Origin of the sequence: Nonomuraea sp. NPDC005501 (assembly GCF_040605905.1) — a bacterium.
Classification (GTDB): domain Bacteria; phylum Actinomycetota; class Actinomycetes; order Streptosporangiales; family Streptosporangiaceae; genus Nonomuraea.
Genome location: NZ_JBEXDT010000067.1, coordinates 1 through 15,966 on the forward strand (window position 1 = coordinate 1; position 15,966 = coordinate 15,966).

Here is a 15,966-nt window from a genome sequence, read left to right on the forward strand (position 1 = left end):
TCTCGGCCCCGCTTGCCCCCCCCCCCCCCCGGCCCCGGGCCCCCCGGGGTGGCGCCCCCGCCGCCGGGGGCCCCCGCTCCTCGCGTTTCGGGGACGGCCCGGAATATTAGCTCAGCTAAGTTAGTTGGGCTAAGTATGAGCGCCCACCCCAGCGACACGGACTCCGGCGACAGCAAAGAGTCCAGCGATCCGGACGTGCTCGCCGAGCAGGTGTCGGCGGTCCTGCGCCACCTGGTCCTCCTCCTGAGGCGGACCACCGCGGGCCAGCCCGTCACCACCCAGCAGTACGCCATCCTCGGCTCCCTCGAACACGGGCCGCGGCGGATGACCGAGCTGGCCGAGGAGCACGCCGTCCAGCTGCCCACCATGACCGTGCAGATCAACCGGCTGGAGGACGCGGGGCTGGTCGCCCGCGGAGCCGACCCCGCCGACGCCCGCGTCAGGACGGTCGAGCTCACCGGAGAGGGCCGCACCCGGCTGCTCGCCGTACGGGAGGCGCGGATCACCCGCCTCGGCCGGGACCTCGCGGCGCTCAGCGAGCAGGAGCGCGAGACCCTCGCCGCCGCCCTGCCGGTATTGGCCAAGTTCGGCCGCCTCTGACCAACACATCCAGAAACACCCGTACGACCCGGAGAAGGAGCACCATGTCATCCGGTGGCGGAATCCTGCGTCAGCCGATGTCCGTCTGGGCCACCGCGTTCGCCGCGGTCGTGGCCTTCATGGGCATCGGCCTCGTCGACCCGATCCTCCCGTCCATCGCCCAAGGGCTGAAGGCCACACCCAGCGAGGTGTCCCTGCTGTTCACCAGCTACTTCCTGGTGACCGCCGTGGCCATGCTCGTCACCGGCTGGGTGTCCAGCCGCATCGGCGGCAAGCGCACCCTGCTCGTGGGCCTGGCCCTGGTCATCGTCTTCGCCGCGCTCGCCGGCACCTCCACGAGCGTCGCCGAGCTCGTCGGCTTCCGCGCCGGCTGGGGACTCGGCAACGCGCTGTTCGTGGCCACCGCCCTCGCCGTCATCGTCGGCGCGGCCAGCGGCGGCGCCGAGTCGGCCATCATCCTGTACGAGGCCGCGCTCGGCCTCGGCATCTCCGCCGGCCCCCTGGTGGGAGCGCTGCTCGGCGACTGGAACTGGCGCGCGCCGTTCTTCGGCACCGCCACCCTCATGGCCGCCGGCTTCGTGCTCATCGTCACGCTGCTCAAGACCACCTCCCGGCCGGCCGTCAGGACCCGGCTGAGCGCCCCCATCCGCGCCCTCGCCCACGGCGGCCTGTCCACCACCGCCTTCACCGCGCTGTTCTACAACTTCGCGTTCTTCACCGTGCTCGCCTTCACGCCGTTCATCCTCGGCATGTCGCCGTACGGCATCGGCGCCGTCTTCTTCGGCTGGGGCGTCTGCGTGGCGCTGGCCTCGGTCTTCGGCGCGCCACCGCTCCAGCGCCGCATCGGCTCCGTGAACGTGCTGCACCTCGCGCTCGCCCTGCTCGCCGTGCTCCAGATCGGCATCGCCGTGTCGGCCGGCGCCGGCGCCCGCACCGGGATCATCGTCTGCACGATCCTGTCCGGCATCCCGATCGGCCTCAACAACACCGTCTTCACGGAGTCGGCCATGGAGGTCTCCGACGCGCCCCGGCCCGTCGCCTCCGCCGGCTACAACTTCGTCCGCTGGATGGGCGGCGCGCTCGCCCCGTTCATCGCCACCAAGCTGGGCGAGGAGATCGGCGTCGCCGTGCCGTACGTCCTCGGCGCCGTCTGCTGCGCGGCCGGCATGACCGTCCTGTACACCCGCCGCCACCACCTGCGGTCCCTGGCGCGCGTGGACCTCGACCACACCGTCCACGACGTGGCGCCCGCCTGAACCCTGCGTCCCGGGGACCCGGCGCCCGCCCGGTCCCCGGCGGAAGACACCGCCCCGCGGTGGTGTTGAATGAACCGGACCCCGCACCCCGACGGAAGGACGACCGTGCCCGCCACCGTGCCCGCCAGCGAGCCCGCCGGAGCGCCCGCGAGCCGCCCGCCCACCATCGGGGTGCTCGCCCTGCAGGGCGACGTGCGCGAGCACCTGCGGATGCTCACCGAGGCCGGCGCGACGGCCGTCGCCGTGCGCAGGCCGGCCGAGCTGGCGGCCGTCGACGGGCTCGTCATCCCCGGCGGGGAGTCCACCACGATGTGGAAGCTCGCCGACACGTTCGAGCTGCTCGAACCCCTGCGCGGTCGGGTCAAGGCCGGCATGCCGGCCTACGGCTCCTGCGCCGGCATGATCATGCTCGCCGACCGCATCGAGGACGGCGTGTCCGGCCAGCAGACGATCGGCGGCATCGACATGGTCGTCCGGCGCAACGCCTTCGGCCGCCAGATCGACTCCTTCGAGGCCGACCTCGACTTCGCGGGCGAGCCCGTGCACGCGGTGTTCATCCGCGCTCCCTGGGTCGAATCCATCGGACCGGACGTCAAGGTGCTGGGCATGGCCGAGCCTGGGGATAGGATCGTCGCGGTCCGTCAAGGGCCGTTGCTCGCGACCTCGTTCCACCCGGAGCTCACGGGGGACACGCGGGTGCACCGATACTTCGTAGACATGGTGAGGGAGCTCTAGGTAATGTCCGGCCACTCCAAATGGGCGACGACGAAGCACAAGAAGGCCGCGCTCGACGCCAAGCGCGGCAAGCTGTTCGCGAAGCTCATCAAGAACATCGAGGTGGCGGCCCGGACCGGTGGCCCTGACCCCGACGCCAACCCCACCCTCTTCGACGCCATCTTCAAGGCGAAGAAGAACTCCGTGCCCAACGACAACATCGAGCGGGCCCGCAAGCGGGGCGGCGGCCTGGAGGCCGGCGGCGCCGACTGGCAGACCATCATGTACGAGGGCTACGCGCCCGGCGGCGTCGCGGTGCTCATCGAGTGCCTCACCGACAACCGCAACCGCGCCGCCTCCGAGGTGCGCGTCGCGCTGACCCGCAACGGCGGCTCCCTGGCCGACCCGGGCTCGGTGTCGTACATGTTCAACCGCAAGGGCGTCGTGATCGTGCCCAAGAACGGCCTCGACGAGGACACCGTCCTCATGGCCGTGCTCGAAGCCGGCGCCGAGGAGGTCAACGACCTGGGCGACTCCTTCGAGGTCGTCTCCGAGGCCGGCGACCTCGTCCCCGTGCGCAAGGCGCTGCAGGAGGCGGGCATCGACTACGACTCGGCCGAGTCGGGCTTCATGCCGACCATGACGGTGCCGCTCGACGAGGACGGCGCCCGCAAGGTGTTCCGCCTCATCGACGCGCTGGAGGACAGCGACGACGTGCAGAACGTCTTCGCCAACTTCGACGTCTCCGACGACATCATGGAGAAGCTGGAGGCCTGAGCCTCCCGCTTCCCTCCTGCCCCGGAGCCGCCCTTCATACGGGCGGCTCTCCGGGACGCCACGGGGTGCCTTGCTCCCCGGAAGCAGGGGAGCGCCTTCCGGGGCGCCCCGGACCGCTTTCCGGCCCTCCCAGGCGCCCTCCACGCCGTTCCGGGCGGGTAGCGCGCGCCGGGCGTCGCGTCCACGGCGTCCACGGCGTGCAGGGCGCTCCGAGATCGGCGTAGGGTCGGGGGACGTGACCTCCGACAGCCTTCCCCGACCCCCGTCCTCCCCGCTCGGCTGGGTGCTCCTCATGCCCGCCGGGCTCGGGATGCTGATCACGCTGCTGCTGCCCACCGTCCAGACGATCCGGCTCAGCCTGGAGTCCGGCGGCACGCTCACCCCTCTCACTTTCGTGGGCCTGGACAACTACACGCGCCTTCTCGGCTCGGGTGGCGCGTTCTGGGGCGCCCTGGGGTTCAGCCTGTCGCTGGTGCTCGTGCCCCTGCTGGTCGCGCTGATCGCCGGGCCGCTGCTCGCGCTGGCGCTCGACCGGGCCGGCACCGGGCCGCGGCGCGCCGGACTGGTCGTGCTGTCACTCGCCCCCGTGGCGTTCTCCCCGGCCGCCGTCGCCGTCGCGTGGATGCACGGCCTCACCCCGGGCGCCTCCGGGCTGGTCTCGCTCGCCACCACGCTTCGCGACCCCGCCACGGCCCCCGGCGGGCTGCGGCTGATCCTGGGCGCCGCCACGTTCGGCGCGGTGTGCGCGCTGGCCGTGATGGCGTTCCTGCCGGCGCTGCGCGGCGGCGCCGTGACCCGGAGCATGCTCGCGGTGGGCGCCGTCGTCGCGCTCGCCACGGTCGCGGCGGCCCTCCAGACGTTCACCCTCACGACGGTCATGACGCGGGGCTCCCGCCCCACGCAGACCCTCGCCGGCGTCCAGTACACCGAGGCGTTCGTCCAGGCCAGGCCCGGCATGGGCGCGGCCGTCGCCACGCTGACGGGGGTCATCCTGGGCGTGCTCGGCCTCGCGGCGGCGATCATCGTGGTGGCGGTCGGCGTCCGCCTGTGGGTCACTCCGAAGGGCTCCGCCCTGCCGTACGAGCCGGAGGACGCCCCGGCGGGCTCCGGCGCCTTCGCCGTACCGGCCGGGGCCTCCGGCGCTTCCGCCCCGTCCGGCGCCCACGTCTCCTCCGGTCCCGCCGCCGGCCCCGGACCTGGCACGGCCGGGCACGGCCCCGCGTCCGCCGCCGGCGCGTTCCCGTACGGCGCGCACGGCGATCCCTCCGAGCGGGCGCCAGGCGGCGAGCGGCCGGAGAGCGGCGGGCGGAGCGTCTCCGCCGCGGGGAGGGCCGCCGGCATCGCCGCCGTCGTCGTCTACGCCGCCGTCACCCTCGCCCTCACCTGGCCCTGGCTCACGGCCCTCACCGGCCCCTCCGGCGGGCGGGACGGCGGCATCGCCACCCAGGTCAACACGTGGGTTCCCGCTCTCGTCGGCGCCGTGGTCTCCGTGGGCGTCGCCTACCTGGGCGCTCTGGGCATCGGCGGGCTGCGGCCCCTCGGCCGGCGGAGCGAGTGGCTGCTGCTCCTGTTCGCGCCCTGGCTGTTCGTCGGCGTCGGGCCGCTCAGCGTGGCCGGCTGGAACGACATCCGCAACCTGGGCCTGATCGACACCTTCGTCTCGCTCGTACCGCCGGTGCTGGTCAGCGTCCCGTGCCTGTTCGTGCTCACGCTGCTGTGCAAGGGGCTGGCCGAGCGCTCCGGCGGCGACTTCGCCGGCGGCGTGGTGAGGCCGTCGCTGCCCATGGCCGCCGTCCTCGTCGGCGTCGTCACCCTCCTCAACGGCCAGGACCTCCTCTGGCCGCTCCTCGTCGCCCACGACCCCGGCCTGGCCACCGCTCCCGCCGCCCAGTTCCTCCGCATCAGCGAGTACGGCGCCGCGGCCGACGCCGGCCTGTCCACGCCGCTGCCCGTCATGCTGGTCGCGCTGCTCGCCGCGGGCGCCGCCCAGGTGCTGTACCTGCACCGCCTGGCCATCGGCGCGGGGACGCCACGGGCCGGTTCGGGAAACCCCGCGCCCGCTGCGTAGGGTGTTGCCTCGTGGAGATTCGCGACCTCACCCCCGATGACCAGGATGCCCTGCTCGACGTGCGCAGGCGCTCGTTCGGACCGGTCCCGCCCGCCGAGGTGGAGAGCTGGCGAGCCCTCGCCGTCCCCGACCTGAACGAAGGCCGCTACCTGGGCGTGTTCGACGGCGGCAGGCTGGCCGGCTCGGCCCGGGTGCGGGGCTTCACCCAGTGGTGGCACGGCAGGCCGCAGCCCCTCGCGGGCGTCGCGGGCGTCACGGTCAACCCCGAGTACCGGGGCAGGGGCGTCGGCACCGCGGTCATGCGGGCCGCCGTGGGCAGGGCCACCGAGCTGGGCGACGCCGTCTCCGCGCTCTACCCGGCCACCACCCCCCTCTACCGGGCGACGGGCTACGAGCACGCGGGCGCCCAGCATCTGGTCACCATCCCCACCGAGGCGCTGCGCGCGATCAGGCCGGCGGGCGACGTACCGGTGCGGCGCATGGACGCCGGCGACGCGGCCGAGGTCGTCGCCCTGCTGCACCGCCTGCACGGCCAGGCCCGAGCCTCCGGCCCGATCTCCTGGGACGAGCGCACCTGGGCCCGCCGGCTGGCCCGCGAGGACGACTTCCTCTACCTGGCCCCCGACGGCTATGCCGTGTACCGCTGGGACGGCGACCGCATGCGCGTCGACAACCTCGTCGCCGGCTCCCAGGAGACCGCCCGCGCCCTGTGGTCGCTGGTCGGCTCCGCCTCCTCGGTCGCCAAGACCGTCACGGCCGTGCTGGCGCCCGACGACCCCGTCCGCTGGCTGCTGCGCGAGCGGTCGGTCGAGGAGGTCACGATGGTGCGGTGGATGTTCCGGGTGATCGACGTGGCGGCCGCGGTGGAGCGAAGGGGCTTCCCGGCCGGGGCGACGCTGGACACGACGGTCGAGGTCGAGGACCCGGTACGCCCCGGCAACACCGGACGCTGGCGGCTCACGGTCTCCGGCGGCCGGGGCGAGGCCAAGGCCCTGTCCGCCGACGCGGGCGCCGGCGCCGGGCCCGCTCTCCGCATCAACGGCCTGTCCGCGCTCTACGCCGGGATCCCCACGGCGACGCTGCGCCGCAGCGGCCTCCTGTCCGGGGACGACTCGCACGACGAGGCCCTGGACACCGCCTTCGCCGCCCAGCCGTACATGCTGGACTACTTCTGACGGACCCCGCCGGCGCGACCCCTCGTGCGACCGGACGCCCGTCCGCGTGGACGGGCGTCCGGTCGTCGCCCCGCCGCGCGGCCGCCCGCCATCGGCGCGCGGGCGTTTCCCGGTGCGCGGGCACGTCAGCCGGGGTAGAGTCTCGTGCCGAACAGGTGTTCGGCGGGCGCGAGCGGGCGCTGTGACAGGCGGACGTGACGAGCGCCGTGACTGGCGGACGTGGTGCGGGCAGGCCGGCGGGCGAGAACGAGCGGGAGGCGCGACGGTGCGAGTGATGGGCGTCGACCCGGGACTGACCCGGTGCGGCGTGGGAGCGGTCGAGGGTCGTCCGGGCGCGCCGCTGTCCCTGGTGGCCGTCGGGGTGGTGCGCACCGGAGCCGACGAGGAGCTGGGCGCGCGCCTGGTCGGCATCGAGGCCGGCATCGAGCAGTGGCTCGACGAGGTGCGGCCCGACGCCGTCGCGGTCGAGCGGGTCTTCAGCCAGAACAACGTCCGCACCGTCATGGGCACCGCCCAGGCCGCCGGCATCGCCGTCCTCTGCGCCGCCCGGCGCGGCCTGCCGGTCGCCCTGCACACGCCGTCCGAGGTCAAGGCCGCCATCACCGGCAGCGGCACGGCCGACAAGAAGCAGATCGGCGCCATGGTGACCCGGCTGCTGCGGCTCAAGGAGATGCCGAGGCCCGCCGACGCCGCCGACGCGCTCGCCCTGGCCATCTGCCACGTGTGGCGCGGCGGCGCCCAGCACCGCCTGGCCCAGGCCCTGGCCACCGCCGGCCGTACCGCGACGACAGGCCGTACCGCGACGACAGGCCGTGCCGGCGTGGCAGGCCGTACCGGCGCCGGCCGTGAGAAGGACGTGGCGCCGTGATCGCCTCAGTGGCCGGCCGGGTCGCCGCCATCGCGCCCGACGGCGCGGTCATCGAGGTCGGCGGCGTCGGCATCCTCACTCACTGCACGCCCGGCACGCTGGCCCGGCTCAAGGTCGGGGAGGAGGCGCGGCTGTCCACGTCGCTGGTGGTGCGCGAGGAGTCCCTCACCCTGTACGGGTTCGCCACCGACGACGAGCGGGCCGTGTTCGAGCTGCTCCAGACGGCCAGCGGCGTCGGACCCAAGCTGGCCCTGGCCATGCTCGCCGTCCACACGCCCGGCGCGCTGCGCGTCGCCGTCGCCGCCGCCGACCTCAAGGCCCTCACCAAGGTGCCCGGCATCGGCCAGAAGGGCGCCCAGCGCATCGTGCTGGAGCTCAAGGACCGCCTCGGGACGCCCGACGCCGCCGTCGACGCCGCGCTCAACGGCGACCGCCCCGCCCCGCTGTGGCGCGAGCAGGTCCACTCCGGGCTGGTGGGCCTCGGCTACTCCGCCAAGGACGCCGACGAGGCGATCCTCGCCGTCGAGCCGCAGGCCGAAGCCGACGCCGCCGAGGGCCGCGAGCCGCAGGTCGCCGCGCTCCTCAAGTCCGCCCTCCGCGCCCTGAGCGTCCGATGACCCCACCGCCTCCGATCCTGTCCCTGACGGCACCGCGCCCGACAGCGTCGTCCCCGGCCCCGCCGCCCCCGGGACGCCGCTTCCGGAGGGGCGTGAAGGGCGCGGGTGCCGTACTCTCGCAGGGCCCCCGCACCGGACGCGGCGGGGCAGAGCGCGCGAGGCCGAGCGCGAGCCCGAGCGCGGGGCCGAGCGTGACGCGGACCGTGAGGGGGACGGGGAAGTGAGCCTGGATCGGGACCTCGTGTCGCCCGACGCCGAGGGCGACGAGCTGCAGATCGAGGCGGCGCTGCGCCCCAAGAAGCTCAGCGAGTTCATCGGCCAGGGCCGCGTCCGCGAGCAGCTCTCGCTGGTGCTGGAGAGCGCCCTGCGCCGCAACCGGCCGCCCGACCACGTGCTGATGAGCGGATCTCCCGGACTCGGCAAGACCACACTGGCTATGATCATCGCGGCCGAGCTGAGCGCCCCGCTCCGCATCACCTCGGGACCCGCCCTGGAGCGGGCCGGTGACCTCGCGGCCATCCTGTCGACGCTGGCCGAGGGCGAGGTGCTGTTCATCGACGAGATCCACCGGATGGCCCGGCCCGCCGAGGAGATGCTCTACCTCGCGATGGAGGACTTCCGGGTCGACATCGTCGTCGGGAAGGGGCCCGGCGCGACCGCGATCCCGCTGGAGATCGCGCCGTTCACCCTCGTCGGCGCGACGACCCGGGCCGGGCTGCTGCCCGCCCCGCTGCGCGACCGCTTCGGCTTCACCGCCCACATGGACTTCTACGAGGTCGACGAGCTGGAGCAGGTGCTCCACCGGTCGTCCCGGCTGCTCGGCGTGGCCCTGCCCCCCGAGGGCGCCTACGAGATCGCCCGCCGCTCGCGCGGCACGCCCCGCATCGCCAACCGGCTGCTGCGCCGGGTGCGCGACTTCGCCGACGTGCGCGCCGGCGGCGTCATCGACCGCGACGTCGCCTCCGCCGCCCTCGACCTGTACGAGGTGGACGCCGAGGGGCTCGACCGGCTCGACCGGGCGGTGCTCGGGGTGCTGCTGCGCAAGTTCGGCGGCGGTCCGGTGGGCCTGTCCACCCTGGCCGTCGCCGTGGGGGAGGAGCCCGAGACCGTCGAAGTGGTCGCCGAGCCGTTCCTCGTACGGCAGGGCCTGCTGGCCAGGACCCCGCGCGGCCGGGTCGCGACCGCCGCGGCCTGGCAGCACCTGGGTTTGACGCCACCCCCCGACGCCTTCGGAGCCACGCTTTTCGACTGATTACAGAACGGTTGCAACCGTTTCGAATTGGGAACTTCCCCGCGCGGCGAAACGCTGCCTCGTTGCCGCGTTTCGCAACAACGGCCTACACTCCGTGGCTTGGCTGGCTGTGTAGGCTGACGGGCTGAGCGGCGCGGCCCCGAGGCACCGCCCGGAATTTCCGGCGCGACGCCGGTGTCAACTTCTTGTACGACAATGGAAGGTCGCCCCTTATGAACACGGGTCAACTCACGAGTATCCTGCCGCTGATTCTGCTGGTGGTGGTGTTCTACTTCCTGCTGATTCGTCCGCAGCGCAAGCGTCAGCAGGAAGCGGCTCAGATGCAGAACAGCCTGACCCCCGGGGCGCGGGTGATGACCACGACGGGCCTGTTCGGCACCGTGGTGACGGTGGAGAATGACGATGTGGTCCTTGAGGTGGCCCCTGGCATCGAGACGCGGTGGGTGAAGGCCGCGATCGGACGTGTCGTCACCCCCGGCGAGCCCACGGCCGACGACCCCGTGGCCGACGAGCCCCTGACGGACGACGTGCCCGACACCGCCGGAACGGACAAGGACGGCACCACCGGCACCACCGGCAGCACCCCCGAGCGCAACGACGGCCAGGACACCACGAAGTCCTGACTAGGCTTCTGCGACAACTTCTATCCGAAAGAACTGACGACCAGTGGCCCGACCGACCAGCAGCCACAGCAAGCCGGGGCGGACGCTCCTGCTGCTCCTGGCGCTCATCCTCGCCCTGGGCGGGACGATGTTCCTGCAGAAGGCGTTCACGCCGAAGCTCGGACTCGACCTCGCCGGCGGCACCACGGTGACCCTGTCACCCGTGACACAGAGCGGTGCGGCTCCGCCTGAGGAGATCCTCGACCGCGCGGTCAACATCATCCGCGAGCGGGTCAACGGCAGGGGCATCTCCGACGCGGAGGTCGCCAAGTCCGGCGACAACATCGTCATCTCCATCCCGGGCGTCGGGCAGAGCGAGGCCATCAAGCTGGTCGCGACCACCGCGGAGCTGCGGTTCCGCCAGGTGCTCGCCATGGAGGCCACGCAGCTCCCGCAGGAGCTCCCCACCCAGGCACCCTCCCCGGGCGCCACCCCCTCCGGCTCGGCCTCGCCGGCCGGTACGGCGTCGCCGTCGGCCAAGCCGCAGACGACCTCCACCCGATCGGCAGGCACGCCCGGCCCGTCGGTGTCCCCGACGGGCAAGGCGCTGTCCTCGGCGCTGAGCGCGCCGACGCCCGCCCCCACGGGCGCCTCCGCCAAGCCGGAGAGCACCCGGGGCGCGCAGACGGAGCAGCAGCAGAAGAAGGGCCAGAACGCGAAGGCCACCCCGACCGCCGCTCCGACGCCGGGCACCACGCAGCAGCCGGCCGACTCCGGCGTCGACACCACGGGCATCGACCCGGCGGTGCTGAAGCAGTTCCAGGCCCTCAACTGCAGCGACCCCAAGAAGCGCGGCCAGGGCGTCCAGGACGACCCCAACAAGCAGTACGCGGCCTGCGAGAGTGACGGCAGCTACAAGTACGTCCTCGACAAGGCCAAGGTCGTCGGCACCGACATCGACAGCGCCAGCTCGGGCGTGCGCCAGGGCACCACCGAGTGGCTCGTCCAGCTCGACTTCAAGTCCAAGGGCGCCAGCGCGTGGGCCACGCTCACCGGCCAGGCCGTCAGCGCGCCCGAGCCCCGTAACAAGGTCGCGGTCGTCCTCGACGGCGTCGTCATCACCGCCCCGAACATCATCAGCGCGATCCCCGGCGGCCGCGCCGAGATCACCGGCGGCTTCGACCAGAAGAGCGCCACCGACCTGGCCGACCAGCTCAAGTACGGCGCGCTGCCGCTGAAGTTCGAGCGCAGCTCGGTCGACACGGTGTCCTCGACCCTCGGCCAGGACCAGCTCAAGGGCGGCCTGATCGCCGGCATCATCGGCCTGGCCCTCGTCGTCGTCTACAGCCTGCTGTACTACCGCGGCCTCGGCATCGTCGCCGTGCTGAGCCTCGTGGTCGCCACGATCCTCACCTACACGGCGGTGGTGGTGCTCGGCCACAACGCCAACTTCCGGCTCTCGCTGCCGCACATCATCGGCCTGGTGGTCTCGATCGGCATCACCGCCGACTCCTTCATCGTCTACTTCGAACGCATCCGCGACGAGATGAAGGAGGGCCGGCGGACCCTGCGCGCCGCCGTGGAGGTGGCCTGGGTCCGCGCCCGGCGCACGATCCTGATCGCCGACGCCGTCATGTTCATCGCCGCGGTCGTGCTCTACGCGCTGGCCGTGGGCGGCGTGGCGGGCTTCGCGTTCGCCATGGGCCTGACCACCCTCATCGACATCCTGGTCGTGTTCATGTTCACGAAGCCGTTCATCGCGATGCTGGCGAGGCTGAAGTTCTTCGCCAAGGGGCATCCGCTGTCCGGTCTCGACTCCGAGCGCATGAGCGCCGACCACACCGGCTCCGCCGGCCGTCCGAACACCCCGCAGGAGGCCTGACATGGGACTGGGGCGTCGCCTCTACCGCGGCGAGATCGATATCGACTTCGTCGGCCGCTGGAAGCTCTGGTACAGCCTGTCCGGCTTGCTGCTGATCATCTCCATCGCGGGCCTGCTGTTCAACGGGCTCAACCTGGGCGTGGAGTTCAAGGGCGGCTCGGTCATCTCGTTCAAGCCGGCCGTGGCCACGACGGTCCAGGACGTCCGCGGCACCTTCCTCGAGCAGGGCGTCCACCAGCCGATCGTCCAGACGACCAACGAGCGCTACCGCATCACCAGCGAGGACCTGTCCGAGGCCACCACGACCAAGCTGCAGCAGGTCATCAAGCAGAAGTACGGCGTCAAGGAGGAGATCGACGTGCAGTCGATCGGCGCCTCCTGGGGCGGCGAGGTCTCCCAGAAGGCCTGGATCGGCCTGGGCGTCTTCATGCTGGCGATCATCCTGTACCTGTCGATGGCGTTCGAGCCGAAGATGGCGCTGGCCGCCATCGTCGCGCTCGTCCACGACCTCATCATCACGGCCGGCATCTACGCCTGGTCCGGCTTCGAGGTCACCCCGGCCACGCTGCTGGGCTTCCTGACCATCCTGGGTTACTCGCTCTACGACGCGGTCGTGGTGTTCGACATGATCAAGGAAGTCACGGCCAAGCTGGGCACCACGTCCAAGCAGACGTACTCGATGGCGGCCAACAACGCGCTCAGCCACACGCTGATCCGGTCGCTGAACACGTCGCTGGTCGCGATCCTGCCGGTGGCGGCGATCCTGTTCATCGGCACCACGCTGCTCGGCGCGGGCACGCTGAAGGACCTGTCGCTGGCGCTGTTCGTCGGCATGATCGTCGGCACCTACTCCTCGCTGTGCGTCGCCACGCCGCTGCTGGTGACGCTGAAGGAGCGGGAGCCGAAGTACCAGGCCATCGCCCGGCGCGTCGCCGCCGCGAGCGGAGGCGGCAAGAAGAGCGGCAAGGGAGCCAAGGGCTCCGAGAACGCGGCCGTCGCCAAGGGCTGAGCATGACGCGCGGGGCGGGCCGGCACCACGCCGGCCCGCCCCGCCGCGCGTCCGCCCCGCGTCCGCGCCCCGAGACCCCCGGCCGCACCCCCGTCATCGACGCGTCGTCGATGCGTCATCATGGAGCCCGTCAGCCGCCGGACGAGCCCCTCCCGAAGGAGTCCCGACATGACCGACCTGCGCACGCTGATCCTCGACCGGATCAGGGACGTGCCCGACTACCCGAAGCCCGGCGTGCTGTTCAAGGACATCAGCCCCCTGCTGGCCGACCACGTGGCCTTCGCCGCCGTGGTGGACGAGCTGGCCGGGCTGCACACCGTCGACAAGATCGTCGGCATCGAGGCGCGGGGCTTCATCCTGGCCGCGCCCGTGGCCTACCGCGCGGGAGCGGGATTCGTGCCCGTACGGAAAAAGGGCAAACTCCCCTCCGAAACCCTCGAGGAGTCCTACGATCTGGAGTACGGCTCCGCGACCATCGAGGTGCACCGCGACGCTTTCACCGAGGGCGACCGGGTGCTCATCGTCGACGACGTGCTCGCCACCGGCGGCACGGCCGAGGCGACCGTGGAGCTCGTGCGCAGGGCCGGCGCGGAGGTCGTCGGCGTGGCCATGCTCATGGAGCTGGCCTTTCTCCAGGGGCGCGAGCGTCTCAAGGGAGTCGACCTGCGCTCCTTGGTGATCGTCTGAGCCGGACCCGCGGGAGGCCAGGTTTCGCGCCTGGATACACTGGGGGACCTGGACTCGAACCAAAGGAGTCTGAGTGCCCCGTGACGCGGTCGTACCCGACGTAACCGATGCAGGTAGTGCCGAGCCCGCCGGTGCCCCTGCGACGCGTCGGCGACGGTTTGGGGGTGGGGCCATGAACCCGGTGCTGGAACCGCTGTTCCGCACGGTCCGTGCCACCCATCCCAAGGCCGACCTGCGCCTGATCGAGCGCGCCTACGAGGTCGCCGCGCACCACCACCGCGACCAGAAGCGCAAGTCCGGCGACCCGTACATCACGCACCCGCTGGCCGTCGCGACGATCCTGGCCGAGCTGGGCACCGACGACGAGACGCTGTGCGCGGCCCTGCTGCACGACACCGTCGAGGACACCTCCTACGGCCTGGAGGAGCTGCGCGCCGACTTCGGCGACACGATCGGCTCGCTCGTCGACGGCGTCACCAAGCTGGACAAGGTGAAGTTCGGCGACGCGGCCCAGGCCGAGACCGTGCGCAAGATGGTCGTCGCGATGTCGCGCGACATCCGCGTGCTCGTCATCAAGCTGGCCGACCGGCTGCACAACATGCGCACCATGCGCTACCTGCCCGAGCACAAGCGCCACCAGAAGTCCCGCGAGACGCTGGAGATCTTCGCCCCGCTCGCCCACCGCCTGGGCATGAACACGATCAAGTGGGAGCTGGAGGACCTCGCCTTCGCCATGCTCTACCCCAAGCGCTACGACGAGATCGCGCGCATGGTGTCGGAGCGGGCCCCGCGGCGCGACCTGTTCCTGCAGGAGGTCATCGAGAAGGTCTCCGGCGACCTGCGCGACGCCAAGATCCGCGCGGTGGTGAAGGGCCGGCCGAAGCACTACTACTCCGTCTACCAGAAGATGATCGCCCGCGACGTCGCCTTCGACGACATCTACGACCTGGTCGGCATCCGGGTCCTCGTCGACAGCGTGCGCGACTGCTATGCGGCCCTCGGAACGATCCACGCGCGATGGAACCCGGTGCCCGGCCGGTTCAAGGACTACATCGCGATGCCGAAGTTCAACATGTACCAGTCGCTGCACACCACGGTCATCGGTCCCGAGGGCAAGCCGGTGGAGCTGCAGATCCGCACCCACGCCATGCACCACCGGGCCGAGTACGGCGTGGCCGCCCACTGGAAGTACAAGGAGGAGGTCGGCGCCGCTCCCGGGCCCCAGGGCAAGGTCAAGCCGGGCAGCGACATGGCCTGGCTGCGCCAGCTCCTCGACTGGCAGAAGGAGACCTCCGACCCGGGCGAGTTCCTGGAGTCGCTGCGCTTCGACCTGTCGGTCTCCGAGGTGTACGTCTTCACCCCGCGCGGTCAGGTGGTGGCCCTGCCCGAGGGGGCGACGCCGGTCGACTTCGCCTATGCCGTCCACACCGAGGTCGGCCACCGCTGCATCGGCGCGCGGGTCAACGGGCGGCTGGTGCCGCTGGAGTCGCGCCTCGGCAACGGCGACACGGTCGAGATCTTCACCTCCAAGTCGCCCGACGCCGGGCCGTCGCGCGACTGGCTGAAGTTCGTCAAGTCCGGCCGGGCCCGCAACAAGATCCGGCAGTGGTTCTCCAAGGAGCGCCGCGAGACCGCGATCGAGGCGGGCAAGGAGGCCATCGGCCGGGCCATGCGCAAGCAGGGCCTGCCGCTGCAGCGGCTGATGTCCGGCGAGTCGCTGCTGGCCCTCGCCCGCGACCTGCGCTACCCCGACGTGTCCGCGCTCTACGCGGCCGTCGGCGAGGGCCACGTCGCCGCCCAGACGGTCGTGCAGAAGCTCGTGAGCTCCATCGGCGGGGTGGACAGCGCCGAGGAGGACATCGCCGAGACGTCGCTGCCGACGCGGCTGCGCGGCCGTCCCCGGGGCGGTGGCGGCGCCGGGGTGGTCGTCGCGGGCGACGCCGACGTGTGGGTGCGCCTGTCCAAGTGCTGCACCCCGGTGCCCGGGGACGAGATCGTCGGCTTCGTCACGCGCGGCCATGGCGTCTCGGTCCACCGGGCCGACTGCACGAACGTGCAGCAGCTCAAGGAGCAGCCGGACCGCCTGGTCGAGGTGAGCTGGTCGCCGGGCGACGACTCGGTGTTCCTGGTGGCGATCCAGGTGGAGGCCCTCGACCGGCCGCGCCTGCTGTCGGACGTCACGCGCACGCTGTCCGACCAGCACGTCAACATCCTCAGCGCGTCGGTCACCACCTCACGCGACCGGGTCGCGGTCAGCAAGTTCACCTTCGAGATGGGCGATCCGAAGCACCTGGGCCACGTGCTCAAGGCCGTGCGCAACATCCAGGGCGTCTTCGACGTCTACCGGGTCAGCGGCGCGGGAAGCTGACATCCCGCCCGCCGTACGGGGACGCCCGCCGTACGGCACGGCGGCGCGGACCCGCAGGCGACCCCCGTCGCCCGCGAAAGCCCGCGGCCCG

General features: G+C 72.2%; 14 protein-coding genes. All 14 read left to right on the forward strand.

All coding sequences use genetic code 11. From position 1 onward, the window contains the following. The first annotated feature begins 135 nt into the window (after nt 1-135). On the forward strand, nt 136-600 hold the full coding sequence (locus ABZS51_RS28190; protein ID WP_355447002.1) for a MarR family transcriptional regulator: 465 nt from the start codon (nt 136-138) through the stop codon (nt 598-600). 44 nt (nt 601-644) lie between these two features. Then, nucleotides 645-1,856 carry an MFS transporter gene (locus ABZS51_RS28195; RefSeq protein ID WP_355447005.1) on the forward strand — a complete coding sequence of 404 codons (1,212 nt, stop codon included), beginning with the start codon at nt 645-647 and terminating at the stop codon, nt 1,854-1,856. A gap of 69 nt (nt 1,857-1,925) precedes the next feature. Next, entirely contained in the window at nt 1,926-2,591 is a 666-nt protein-coding gene (pdxT, locus tag ABZS51_RS28200) for a pyridoxal 5'-phosphate synthase glutaminase subunit PdxT (protein ID WP_310712353.1), read from the forward strand. A 3-nt stretch (nt 2,592-2,594) separates the two neighbouring features. Then, the gene (locus tag ABZS51_RS28205) at nt 2,595-3,347 is read left to right on the forward strand and encodes a YebC/PmpR family DNA-binding transcriptional regulator (protein WP_310712352.1); all 753 of its coding nucleotides are present in this window, start codon (nt 2,595-2,597) and stop codon (nt 3,345-3,347) included. A gap of 235 nt (nt 3,348-3,582) precedes the next feature. Further along, nucleotides 3,583-5,415: a hypothetical protein gene (locus ABZS51_RS28210; protein WP_355447009.1), complete on the forward strand. Its 1,833-nt coding sequence runs from the start codon at nt 3,583-3,585 to the stop codon at nt 5,413-5,415. Nucleotides 5,416-5,426: 11 nt separating this feature from the next. Continuing rightward, a complete protein-coding gene (locus tag ABZS51_RS28215; protein ID WP_355447012.1) occupies nt 5,427-6,590 on the forward strand; it encodes a GNAT family N-acetyltransferase in 1,164 nt (387 codons plus the stop codon). 265 nt (nt 6,591-6,855) lie between these two features. Then, complete coding sequence (gene ruvC / locus ABZS51_RS28220; RefSeq protein WP_355447015.1) at nt 6,856-7,458, forward strand: crossover junction endodeoxyribonuclease RuvC; 603 nt, start codon at nt 6,856-6,858, stop codon at nt 7,456-7,458. Next, nucleotides 7,455-8,075 carry a Holliday junction branch migration protein RuvA gene (gene ruvA, locus ABZS51_RS28225; protein ID WP_355447018.1) on the forward strand — a complete coding sequence of 207 codons (621 nt, stop codon included), beginning with the start codon at nt 7,455-7,457 and terminating at the stop codon, nt 8,073-8,075. The genes ruvC and ruvA overlap by 4 nt, the downstream gene beginning before the upstream one ends. 220 nt (nt 8,076-8,295) lie before the next feature. Then, nucleotides 8,296-9,327: a Holliday junction branch migration DNA helicase RuvB gene (gene ruvB / locus ABZS51_RS28230; protein ID WP_355447021.1), complete on the forward strand. Its 1,032-nt coding sequence runs from the start codon at nt 8,296-8,298 to the stop codon at nt 9,325-9,327. A gap of 212 nt (nt 9,328-9,539) precedes the next feature. Next, nucleotides 9,540-9,950 (forward strand): preprotein translocase subunit YajC, encoded by a 411-nt coding sequence (gene yajC / locus ABZS51_RS28235; RefSeq protein WP_355447024.1) that lies wholly within the window; start codon nt 9,540-9,542, stop codon nt 9,948-9,950. Nucleotides 9,951-9,993: 43 nt separating this feature from the next. Next, nucleotides 9,994-11,811, forward strand: coding sequence for a protein translocase subunit SecD (gene secD / locus ABZS51_RS28240; protein WP_355447027.1), 1,818 nt, complete (start codon nt 9,994-9,996; stop codon nt 11,809-11,811). Nucleotide 11,812: 1 nt separating this feature from the next. Beyond that, entirely contained in the window at nt 11,813-12,820 is a 1,008-nt protein-coding gene (gene secF, locus ABZS51_RS28245; RefSeq protein WP_355447030.1) for a protein translocase subunit SecF, read from the forward strand. A 168-nt stretch (nt 12,821-12,988) separates the two neighbouring features. Beyond that, nucleotides 12,989-13,507 carry an adenine phosphoribosyltransferase gene (locus ABZS51_RS28250; protein WP_310712343.1) on the forward strand — a complete coding sequence of 173 codons (519 nt, stop codon included), beginning with the start codon at nt 12,989-12,991 and terminating at the stop codon, nt 13,505-13,507. A gap of 172 nt (nt 13,508-13,679) precedes the next feature. Next, the gene (locus tag ABZS51_RS28255; protein WP_310712342.1) at nt 13,680-15,875 is read left to right on the forward strand and encodes a bifunctional (p)ppGpp synthetase/guanosine-3',5'-bis(diphosphate) 3'-pyrophosphohydrolase; all 2,196 of its coding nucleotides are present in this window, start codon (nt 13,680-13,682) and stop codon (nt 15,873-15,875) included. Nucleotides 15,876-15,966: the final 91 nt, after the last annotated feature.